This is a genomic window from Saccharothrix hoggarensis, assembly GCF_042678885.1.
In the GTDB taxonomy this organism is placed as follows: Bacteria; Actinomycetota; Actinomycetes; order Mycobacteriales; family Pseudonocardiaceae; genus Actinosynnema; species Actinosynnema hoggarensis.
Genome location: NZ_JBHTLK010000236.1, coordinates 1 through 10569, shown reverse-complemented (window position 1 = coordinate 10569; position 10569 = coordinate 1). Strand labels below are relative to the sequence as shown.

At 70.1% G+C, this 10569-nt stretch carries 11 protein-coding genes, 1 tRNA gene and 1 pseudogene; 8 read left to right on the top strand and 5 right to left on the bottom strand.

All coding sequences use genetic code 11. The features are described from left to right. The first annotated feature begins 77 nt into the window (after positions 1-77). The 8 genes from ACFQ3T_RS30190 to ACFQ3T_RS30155 all read left to right on the top strand — a co-directional run bounded on the left by ACFQ3T_RS30190 (position 78) and on the right by ACFQ3T_RS30155 (position 6711). Positions 78-1631, top strand: a complete 1554-nt coding sequence (locus ACFQ3T_RS30190; protein WP_380728410.1) for a DNA cytosine methyltransferase — start codon at positions 78-80, stop codon at positions 1629-1631. 43 nt (positions 1632-1674) lie between these two features. Beyond that, complete coding sequence (gene ssb / locus ACFQ3T_RS30185) at positions 1675-2124, top strand: single-stranded DNA-binding protein (protein WP_380728408.1); 450 nt, start codon at positions 1675-1677, stop codon at positions 2122-2124. A 103-nt stretch (positions 2125-2227) separates the two neighbouring features. After that, positions 2228-3133 carry a bifunctional DNA primase/polymerase gene (locus ACFQ3T_RS30180; protein WP_380728405.1) on the top strand — a complete coding sequence of 302 codons (906 nt, stop codon included), beginning with the start codon at positions 2228-2230 and terminating at the stop codon, positions 3131-3133. Further along, the gene (locus ACFQ3T_RS30175) at positions 3130-3486 is read left to right on the top strand and encodes a hypothetical protein (protein ID WP_380728403.1); all 357 of its coding nucleotides are present in this window, start codon (positions 3130-3132) and stop codon (positions 3484-3486) included. Before ACFQ3T_RS30180 ends, ACFQ3T_RS30175 begins: the two co-directional genes overlap by 4 nt. Then, a complete protein-coding gene (locus ACFQ3T_RS30170) occupies positions 3483-4724 on the top strand; it encodes a DUF3631 domain-containing protein (RefSeq protein ID WP_380728401.1) in 1242 nt (413 codons plus the stop codon). The genes ACFQ3T_RS30175 and ACFQ3T_RS30170 overlap by 4 nt, the downstream gene beginning before the upstream one ends. Beyond that, positions 4721-4951 carry a helix-turn-helix domain-containing protein gene (locus ACFQ3T_RS30165; protein WP_380728399.1) on the top strand — a complete coding sequence of 77 codons (231 nt, stop codon included), beginning with the start codon at positions 4721-4723 and terminating at the stop codon, positions 4949-4951. The genes ACFQ3T_RS30170 and ACFQ3T_RS30165 overlap by 4 nt, the downstream gene beginning before the upstream one ends. After that, positions 4935-6092 (top strand): site-specific integrase, encoded by a 1158-nt coding sequence (locus ACFQ3T_RS30160; protein WP_380728397.1) that lies wholly within the window; start codon positions 4935-4937, stop codon positions 6090-6092. The genes ACFQ3T_RS30165 and ACFQ3T_RS30160 overlap by 17 nt, the downstream gene beginning before the upstream one ends. 130 nt (positions 6093-6222) lie before the next feature. Next, positions 6223-6711, top strand: a complete 489-nt coding sequence (locus tag ACFQ3T_RS30155) for a hypothetical protein (RefSeq protein ID WP_380728395.1) — start codon at positions 6223-6225, stop codon at positions 6709-6711. Between the two features lie 143 nt (positions 6712-6854). Here the strand turns inward: ACFQ3T_RS30155 and ACFQ3T_RS30150 are convergent. From ACFQ3T_RS30150 to ACFQ3T_RS30130, 5 genes and pseudogenes are all read right to left on the bottom strand, one after another. After that, positions 6855-6928 (bottom strand) — tRNA-Pro (locus ACFQ3T_RS30150). Between the two features lie 177 nt (positions 6929-7105). After that, a complete protein-coding gene (locus ACFQ3T_RS30145; RefSeq protein ID WP_380728393.1) occupies positions 7106-8248 on the bottom strand; it encodes a sensor histidine kinase in 1143 nt (380 codons plus the stop codon). Continuing rightward, on the bottom strand, positions 8242-8898 hold the full coding sequence (locus ACFQ3T_RS30140) for a response regulator (RefSeq protein WP_380728391.1): 657 nt from the start codon (positions 8896-8898) through the stop codon (positions 8242-8244). Before ACFQ3T_RS30140 ends, ACFQ3T_RS30145 begins: the two co-directional genes overlap by 7 nt. Positions 8899-8919: 21 nt before the next feature. Further along, positions 8920-10326, bottom strand: a complete 1407-nt coding sequence (gene der, locus ACFQ3T_RS30135; protein ID WP_380728389.1) for a ribosome biogenesis GTPase Der — start codon at positions 10324-10326, stop codon at positions 8920-8922. After that, positions 10323-10569 (bottom strand): annotated as a pseudogene (locus tag ACFQ3T_RS30130) (1-acyl-sn-glycerol-3-phosphate acyltransferase); the annotation flags it as partial. The pseudogene ACFQ3T_RS30130 and the gene der, both read right to left, overlap by 4 nt.

Here is a 10569-nt window from a genome sequence, read left to right as displayed (position 1 = left end):
CGGGGACGTGACCAACCACCGTCCCCGGCGCGACACCCCACACGTCCGCCGTCCCAGCTCACCTCAGGAGTTGCAGCATGCTGACCGTTACGGACCTGTTCTGCGGAGCCGGTGGCTCCGGTCTCGGCGCCACCACCGTGCCCGGTGTCGATCTCGTCATGGCGGCGAACCACTCGCCGCGCGCCATCGAGACGCACGCGGCGAACTTCCCCGACTGCGCCCACGACTGCGCCGACATCAGCCAGGTGGAGCCGCGCCGGTACCGGCGCACGAACATCCTGTGGGCGTCGCCGGAGTGCACGAACCACAGCGTCGCCAAGGGCCGCAAGCGCCGCTCGGACACCCTTCCGGGCACGCTGTCGCTGTTTGACGAGCCGGTGCCCGACCACGTCGCCGAGCGGTCGCGGGCGACGATGTGGGACGTGCCGCGGTTCGCCGAGGCGCACCGGTACGACGCGGTGATCGTGGAGAACGTGGTCGACGCCGCCGCGTGGCCGCCGTTCCACGCCTGGCTCATGGCGATGGACTCCTACGGCTACGACCACCACATCGTGTTCCTCAACTCGATGCACGCCCCCGCCATCGCCGCGCCGCGCGCGCCGCAGAGCCGCGACCGGATGTACGTGGTGTTCTGGCGCAAGGGCAACCCGGCGCCCGACCTGGCGGTGCGCCCGCTCGGCTGGTGCTCCACGTGCGACCGCCAGGTGGAGACGCGGCAGGCGTTCAAGGCACGGTCGAAGTCGTGGCCGCTGGCGCGGTGGGGCCGCTACCGGGCGCAGTACGTCTACGTGTGCACCACGGCCGGGTGCGGCCGGCAGGTCGAGCCGTACGCGCTGCCCGCCGCCTCCGCCATCGACTGGGCCACGCCGGGCGAACGCATCGCCGACCGCAACCGGCCCTTATCGGCCAAGACCCTGGCGCGCATCCGGGCCGGGCTCGCCCGATACGGCGCGCCGCAGCTCGTGCCGTCGGGCGGGACGTGGAACGAGGACGCCCAGCCGGTCTCGATGCCGTTCCGGGCGCGCACCACCCGCGAGAACGAGGGGCTGATCGTGCCGGTCGAAGGACGGCCCGGCAACGCCGCCGCGTCCGTGACGATGCCCATGCGGACGCAGACCACCCGGCACGAGTCCGCGCTCGTGGTGCCGTACTACTCGACCGCCGAGACCGCCCACCCGGCCGACCGGCCGATCGGGACGCTCACCACGCTCGACCGCTACGGGCTGGCGTTCATCGCCGAGCTACGCGGTGGCGGCAGCACCGCACGCGACGTCCGCGATCCACTCGCCACCGTCACCGCGTCGGGCAACCACCACATGCTCGTGCGCCACAACACCACCCGAGGCGGTGCGGGCCACCTGTCCACCCCGGTCCACGAACCGATGCGGACGCTCACCACCGCCGGCCACCAATCCCTCGTCGGCTGGTCCGACACGCCACCACGCGTGGAGGACTGCACCTTCCGCATGCTCACCGTCCCGGAGATCCAGGCCGCGATGGCGTTCACCCCCGACTACGTCGTCACCGGCAACAAGCGCGAACGGGTCAGGCAACTCGGCAACGGCGTCACCCCGCCCGCCGCCGAATTCCTCGTCCGCGCCGTCGCCCGCTCCCTAGGCCACGCCGCCTGACCCGCAGCACCACCAACAACCCCACTACGAAGGAGTAGCGATCATGGCTGGACTTCCCGAGGTCACCGTCGCCGGCACCCTCACCGGCGATCCCGAACTGCGCTACACGCAGTCCGGCATCCCGGTGTGCAACTTCACCGTCGCGGCCAACGACCGCCGCTACGACCAGCAGCAGGGCCGCTGGATCGACGGCGACGCCACCTTCCTCCGCTGCACGCTGTGGCGGCAGCCCGCGGAGAACCTGGCCGAGTCACTGAACAAGGGCGCCCGCGTCCTGGTCACCGGCACGCTGCGGCAGCGCTCCTACGACACCCCCGACGGAGAGAAGCGCACCGTCATGGAACTCGACGTCGCCGAAGTCGGCGCGTCACTGCGCTGGGCCACCGCCAAGCTGGCCAAGGCCGCCCGCACCTCCGTCCCGGCCCCGTCCGACAGCGCGTGGGACACCCGACCCGCCGCCACGAACCCCGGCGGCGACCAACCGCCGTTCTGAGGCTCGCCCTCCCGTGTCGACGTGCGCGCCGGTGCACCCAAACCCGACGCGCACGTCGACCCGCCATGCGGACCCTCCCGCCGAACCCTTGCAGGAGAACCTCATGCCCGACCACTCGTCACCCCTGACCTCGGCTCTCGACGCCGCCTCGCACGGCTGGCCGGTGTTCCCCCTGGACCCCGGCCACAAGACCCCGGCGATCAGACAGTGGGCACAGCGCGCCACCACCGATCACGCCCGCATCACCGGGTTCTGGACCCGCCACCCGCGCCACAACGTCGGCATCGCAACCGGTCCCGCGGGGCTGGTTGTGGTGGACCTGGACGTCGCCAAGCCCGGTCAGCCAGTCACGGCTGGCTTCAACATGGGGGCACGGGGCAGGGGGTCCGACGCGCTGGCCGCACTGGCGGAGCGGGCCGGCGCGACCGTCCCCGACACCCGTACCGTGCGCACGCCCTCCGGCGGCGCGCACCTCTACTTCCGGGCACCGGACGGCGCGGCGTTGCGCAACACCGCCAAGCGGCTGGGACCGCTGATCGACACCCGCGCGCACGGAGGCTACGTCGTCGCCGCAGGCTCGACCCTGCCGAACGGCACCTACGACCTGATCGCGGACCGCGAGCCCGCGATCCTGCCAGCCTGGATACACCGGGCACTGTCCACCAGGCCGTCCACGACGGCCTCAGAACGCCACCACGGCCCCACAGTGGCCCGGTCCGCCTATCTGGACGCGATCGTGCGCGGCGAGTGCGCCAAGGTCTCAGCGGCCGAATCAGGCAGGCACAACAAGACCCTGTTCCAAGCTGCCCTCACCCTCGGGCAACTGGTCGCGGGCGGCGAACTCGACGCCGCCGATGCTGCCGCCATGTTGGAGCAAGCCGCCCAGCACATGGTCGGCGGCGACTGCGACTGCACCCCCCGACAGATCACCGCGACCATCAGCTCCGGCCTGCGGCTGGGCGGCACCCGCCCGCGCCGGTTGACACCACGCGCCGGCAGGGCGGCATGACCGACCGGCCCGCCCACTTCGCCCACCCGCGCACACCACTGGTGGCGTTGGAAGGCGGACCGAAGCACCGCCGCTGGCTCTTCTACGCCGACTGGCTCGCACTTCGCGCCGCCAGCCGACGCGGCCGGTACCCGATCGACCACCCGTGCGCCTCCGAACGCCGCTACCTGCCCACCGACCGCCACGCCACCAACACCAACCCCGCCATCACCGACCGACACGGCGAAGCACGGATCTGGGAACACGTCCCGCCCGCCACCTGGCGGCACTGGGACCGCGAATACCTCACACCCGAAGAGACCAGCGCCGCCGACGGCGCCGACCACGACCACCAGAGGAGGGAAGCCGCATGACCGCGACGAACGGCGCTGAACTGCTGGACGAACTACACGCCGCACTGACCCGATACGTGGTGCTGCCGACGCCGGAGGCCGCCGACGCGGTCGTGCTGTGGATCGCCGCCACCCACGCGCAACCGGCCTGGGCACAGGCCCCGCGGCTGGTCATCCGGGGACCGGAGAAGCGGTGCGGCAAGTCCCGGCTGCTCGACGTGGTCGAAGCCACCTGCCACAACCCGTTCATCACGGTCAACGCCTCACCGGCCGCGATCTATCGGTCAATCACCGAAGACCCGCCGACCTTGCTGGTGGACGAGGCAGACACCATCTTCGGCCCCAACACCGGCGGCAACGAGGAGGTGCGCGGGCTGCTCAACGCGGGATTCCAGCGCAACCGCCCCTCCACACGCTTCGACGTCAACATCAACGACGTCGTCAGCCTGCCCACCTTCGCCATGGCGGCGCTGGCCGGCATCGGCAGGATGCCCGACACCATCGAAGACCGCGCCGTGGTGGTGAAGATGCGCCGCCGCGCACCCGGCGAGCGCGCCGACCCGTACAGGTTCCGGCGCGACCGCCCCGGCCTGCGGTCCATCGCCGAACGCCTGGCCCATTGGCTGCGCACCGACCTCGACGCACTCGAAATCCTGGAACCCGACATGCCGGTGGAAGACCGCGCCGCCGACACCTGGGAACCCCTGGTAGCCGTGGCGGATCACGCCGGGGGCACCTGGCCGAACCGCGCCCGCACGGCCGTCCTGGCGCTCACCGGCGAAGCGGCGATCAGCGACCAGGGCTCCATCCGAATCCGGCTGCTAATGGACTGCCGCACCATCTTCGGTCACCACAACGCCATCCCCTCCGCCTACCTACTCGACCAGCTCAAAACCGACCCCGAGGCACCCTGGACCACGCTGGGCAAGACCGGCATCACCGCCGCCAAACTCGCCGGAATGCTCCGAGAATTCGACATCACCTCAGGCAACATCCGATTCCCCGACGGAACCCAGGCAAAGGGCTACACACGTACCCAATTCGAGGACGCGTGGGCACGCTACTGCCCGCCGCCCGAGTCGGGGCCGTCCCAGCCGTCCCAGCCGTCCCCGCCCTGGTCAGAGCGGGACGGCAACCCACCGTGGGACGGCACGAGCCGTCCCACCAAAACCGGCCGTCCCAGCCTGACCAGCATCGGGACGGCTGGGACGGCTGGGACGGCCACCCCCCTCACCGGCGTCACCGGAGGTGCAGCATGACCGCGAAGAACACCGCCGTCACCGAAATGACCAAATACCTCTACAAAGTGTCCGAGGCCATGACGCTGCTCTCGCTGAGTCGGAGCCTGTTCTACGAGCAGATGCGCGCGGGCCGGATCAAGTTCGTCAAGCAGGGCCGATCCACATTCATCCCGGCATCGGCAATCAAGGCGTACGTGAAGCTGTTGGAACAGGAAGCGGGAGTGCGGTATGGCGAAACGGCGTAGCCGCGGGGACGGCGGTCTACACTGGGACGAGAAGCGTCAACGATGGATCGCCACCGCGACCATCGGTTTCAAGCCCAACGGCAAGCGCATCACCCGCAAGGCCAGCGGCAAGACCAAGACCGAAGCCAAGGACAAGCTCAAGGAGATCCTGCGCGACCTTGACGACGGGTTGGCCATCACGCCGCACGGCTACACCGTCAAGGACGCCGTCACCACGTGGTTGGACTACGGGTTGCGCGGACGCGATCCGGAAACGGTGAAGAACTACCGCTATCAGGCCGAAGGGCACATCATCCCGAACCTGGGAGCCCGGAAGCTGCGCGAGCTGACCGCCGACGACGTGGACGAGTTCCTTGCCGAACTGTCGTTGACGCTGTCCACGCGGACGCTGCGGCTGGTGTACTCGATCCTCAACCGTTCGGTGCGCATGGCGCAGGCACGCGACAAGGTTAAGCGCAACGTGGTGCCGCTGTGCGAGGTACCGACCGGGCAGGCCGGACGCCCGTCGAAAGCCCTCACGCTCGACCAGGTGGGCGGAGTGCTCGACGCGTCAGAGAACACGCCAATGTACGCCTACATCGTGTTGTCCCTGCTGATCGGCGCACGTACCGAAGAACTGCGCGCCCTGACGTGGGAACACGTGGACCTTGAGGGCAAGCCGAACGGCGACCCGGTCGTCTTGCCGTCCATCTCTGTGTGGCGGTCGGTTCGCCAGGATGGCGACACAAAGACCCGCAAGTCTCGGCGAACGCTGGCCATGCCGACGCGGTGCGTGAACGCGCTCAAGGCGCACCGCGTCTACCAGGATGCTCGGCGCGAGTTGGCAGGCACGCGCTGGCAGGAACACGGGCTGGTGTTCGCCTCGCAGGTCGGGACCGAACTGGACTCGCACAACGTCCGGCGCGCATTCCGGCGGGTGGTCAAAGCCGCAGGACTCAACCCGAAGGACTGGACACCTCGGGAGATGCGGCACAGCTTCGTGTCGGTGCTGTCCGCGTCCGGCGTACGGCTTGAAGACATCGCCCGACTGGTAGGCCACAGCGGCACGGCAGTCACCGAAGCGGTCTACCGACACCAGATCGTGCCCGTGATGGTCGAAGGGGCGACCGCGATGGACCGCATCTTCCCCAAAGCAAGTTGATCACGGCTGCAGATACAACGGCCCGCCGACCAAAAACGACCACTGGTCGGCGGGCTTCGCCGTGAGGTGTCGAGCTGTCCAACGGCACGACCGGCAAGTATGCCGGTGCTCATGCAGCTAGCCTCTAGACATGCTCTATCTACTTCTTCCGAACCTAACGATGCAGTGGTCGGACATACCAGCGACCAGCACCATCAAGCTTGCGCGCGAAAATGGCGCAGACCTGAGCCGACTGCCGTGGCAGCCATCGGAGCGTCCTGTAACCACGACAGTCATACGCTGGGCTATGCGGCACGGCGTGCCCTGCTCGACGGGCTTGATCCTCCACGCAGGGGACTTCTCTGTCATCACTCACCCTGAGGAGATTCGCCAGACCCATGCAGATGCTAAGCGAAGCCGTGAAGAGTTCGCTGCATCGCCAGCCGGTCAGTTGACCGAACACCTGACGCCAGGTTCGGCCGAGCAGGGTCGACAGCTTGAGGCCAAGGTTGACGAGAGCACCGCGAAGGCACTGGAGAAGGCCGACCGGAAGCTTCAAGAGTCGCTGGCCGTGAAGCCTGACGAGAGGGTTGTCGCTCACTGGAGAGCACTGGGCGGCATCGTACCCACGCCCGCCTGACTGCCATCTACAGGCCGTAGTCACCCAGTTAGTCACTCACCGCCGTGTGAGACGACAGCAAGATCAAAGAGAAGATCCGCAGTCGGAAGCAAAAGAGCCCGCTGACCAGGTGTTATACCTGAATCAGCGGGCTCTTTCGGCCGTCGGGACGACAGGATTTGAACCTGCGACCCCTTGACCCCCAGTCAAGTGCGCTACCAAACTGCGCCACGTCCCGGCCGCATCCCGTTGTGGGGTGCGCGCATAGCTTAGCGCACCCACAACGGGCCCCCGACGCGACCCCCCGCTACCGTCGACCCTGTGGTCTACCTGGGGAAATGACAGAGGCCCGCGGGTGGCGGGCCTCTGTGTTCCCCTCGGTCTCGCCGTTCCCCCCGGATCGACGCCCCACCCACTATGCGTTCGCCGCGTCCCGTGCACTACCGCCGAAAGTCGAGTCATCCCCGTCAACTTTCGACGGACCCGTCGGTAGCTTGGCCTCGACGGCGAAGCTGCCGTCCGCACGGGCGTGGGTGGTCAGGGTTCCGCCTATCAGGGTCACTCGTTCGCGCAGGCCGTGGAGGCCGTGGCCGCCTGAGGTCGACGGGTCTGCGGTCGCCGGCGGGGCGGAGGGGGACGGGAGGGTGGGGCGGCCGTTGACGATCGAGACGTGCAGGTGATCGTCCTGTGTCGACAGTCGCACGTGGACCGCCGCACCCGGCGCGTGCTTGGTCACGTTGGTCAGCGCTTCCTGGATCACCCGGTAGGCCGCTCGGCCCGCGGACGGCGGCTGGGACGGGCTGGTGCGGTCCTCGTAGCGGACGGTCAGGCCGGCGGCCTTCGCGCGTTCGACGAGGGACGGGATGCCTTCGTAGCCGGGCGTCGGCTCGGTGTTGAGGAGGCCGAGGGCGGCACGCATCTCGGCCAGCGCCTCCTTCGCCAACGCACGCAGGCGCAGCGCGGTGTCGCGGGTCTTGGGGTCGTCGGTGGTCGCGGCGAGGGCCGCCGACTCGACGGCGATGAGGGTCGCGTGGTGGCCGACGGCGTCGTGGATCTCGCGCGCGATCCGGGCCCGTTCGGACGCCCTGGCGCCGTCCTCGCGCGCCGACAGCTCGGCGGTCCGGGCGCGGGACGCTTCGGCGAGGCTCGCGGTCAGCTCGCGCCGGGTGGTGATCAGGGCGCCGAGGGCGGCGGGCGCGCCGGCCATGAAGAGGCTGAACGTGAACGTCAGGAGCGCGGCGCTGGGGCCCATGGACTGGCTGACCACGATGAACGTCGACGGCACGACCGCCGCCACGGCGACCCAGGCGGTGGTGACGGGCGCCGACGACTTGCGGCCCAGGCGGTACATGGCGACGACGGTGGGCGGCCAGCCCAGGCCGCCGACGAGGCCGGGCAGGCAGACGAGCGCCGCCAGCCACGGTCGCCAGCGGCGGAGGGGCAGGAGTGCGCAGGCCACCAGGGCGGTGGGGATCGACCACGGGAACTGGACGTAGTCGGCCATCAGCACCATCGCGGCGGGCACCGTGACGGCCAGCAGTTCCAGCAGGATCACCACGTGCCCACCTGGTGGGCGACGAGGGCGGCCTGCACGCGGTTCTCCACGCCGAGCTTGGTGAGCACGGTGGAGACGTAGCTCTTGACGGTGGCCTCGCTGAGGCCGAGCGCCGCGGCGATGGCGCTGTTCGGCCTGCCGCTCGCGAGCAGGTCGAGGACCTGGCGTTCGCGCGCGCTCAGGCCGCCGAGCTGCGGGTTCTCCCGCAGGCGGGTGGTGCGCAGCTTGGGCAGCAGGCGGGCGGTGATCCGCGGGTCGAGGACCGCTCCGCCTGCGGCGAGGTCGAGGACGGCCCGGACCAGCGCGTCCGGCTCGGCGTCCTTGAGCAGGAAGCCCTGCGCGCCGAGTTCGAGGGCCGTGGCCACGTACTCGTCCAGGTCGAACGTGGTCAGCACGGCCACCGCGGGCCGGTCCGGCCACGCGAGCATCGCCTTCAACGCCGCCAGGCCGTCCATGCCGGGCATCTGCACGTCGACCAGCGCCACGTCGGGCCGGAACCGGCGCACGACGTCGAGCAGGCCGCCGCCGTCGGCGGCTTCCGCCACGACCTCGACCTGCCCGTCCGCTTCGAGCAGCACCCTCAGCCCTCGGCGGAGCAGCGCTTCGTCGTCAGCGAGGACCAATCGCACCGGCACGACGCCAGGCAACAGCATTCCGCCTGCCGGAGCAACCGATCACTTCTTCTGCCGCTTCTCCCTCACCCGGACGGAGATCCGGACCGGGCTGCCCTGGAAGCCGAACTCCTCCCGCAGCCTGCGCTCGATGAACCGCCGGTACCCGGCCTCCAGGAAACCGGTCGTGAACAGCACGAACGTCGGCGGACGGGTGCTCGCCTGGGTCGCGAACAGCACCTTCGGCTGCTTGCCGGACCGCACCGGCGGCGGGGTGGCCGCGATGAGGTCGTTCAGCCACGAGTTCAGCTGACCGGTCGAGATGCGCGTGTCCCACGACTTCAACGCCGTGCGCAGCGCGGGCGCGAGCTTGCGCACCGCGCGACCCGTCAGCGCCGAGATGTTGACGCGCTCGGCCCACGGCACCCGGACCAGGCCCCGCTCCAGCTCACGCACCATGGCGGTGCGCCGGTCCTCGTCCACGAGGTCCCACTTGTTGAACGCCAGCACGCACGCCCGGCCGGACTCCACGACCATCGTCAGCACCCGGAGGTCCTGCTCGCTGATCGGCTCGGACGCGTCCAGCAGCACGATCGCGACCTCGGCGGACTCGATCGCGGCCTTGGTGCGCAGCGACGCGTAGTACTCGGCGCCGGACGCGAAGTTGACCCGCTTGCGCAGGCCGGCGGTGTCGACGAACCGCCACAGCTCGTCGTCCAGCTCGACCAGCGAGTCGACCGGGTCGACCGTGGTGCCCGCGACGTCGTGCACGACCGACCGGTTCTCGCCGGTCAGCCGGTTGAGCAGGGACGACTTGCCGACGTTCGGCCGGCCGACCAGCGCGACTCGGCGGGGGCCGCCGCGGACCGCCTCGAACGTCTCGCGCGGCGTCTCCGGCAGGGCCTTGAGGATCGCGTCGAGCATGTCGCCGGAGCCGCGGCCGTGCAGACCGGACACCGGGATCGGCTCGCCGAGCCCCAGCGACCACAGCGACGCCACCTCGGCGACGAGCCGCTCGTCGTCGACCTTGTTCGCCACCAGCAGCACGGGCCGCTTGGACCGGCGCAGCAGCTTGACGGCGGCCTCGTCGTTGGTGGTCGCGCCGACGGTCGCGTCGACCACGAACAGGATCGCGTCGGCGGTGGCCATGGCCAGTTCGGCCTGTGCGGCGACGGCGGCCATCATGCCGACCGCGTCGGGCTCCCATCCGCCGGTGTCGACGACGGTGAACTTGCGCCCGTTCCACAGCGCGTCGTACGCGACCCGGTCCCGGGTCACGCCCGGCACGTCCTGCACGACCGCCTCGCGGCGACCGATGATGCGGTTGACCAGCGTCGACTTGCCGACGTTCGGCCGGCCGACGACGGCGAGCACGGGCATCGGGGGCGCGCCGCCCTCCTCGCCCTCCACCGTCTCGTCGAACGCGGTCCAGTCGGACTCGTCCGCCCAGGTGCCGTCCAAGTCCGTCATGGTGCTTCTCCTCGCTGACTGTCTAGCTCGGCCACAAGGGTGGCCAAGCGGTCGCGGACCTGCTCGGTGGCCTTCACGAGCGCCTGGCGACCCTTGTCGCTCGGCAGCTCGAAAGGCTCGCCCACGAGCACGTCCACCACGGGCCGGAACCGCCGTCGGGTTCCGGGCGGGCGTCGGGTGCCGCGGCACGCGACGGGCACGACGACCGCGCCGGCCCGCGCGGCGAGCCACGCCGCCCCGGCC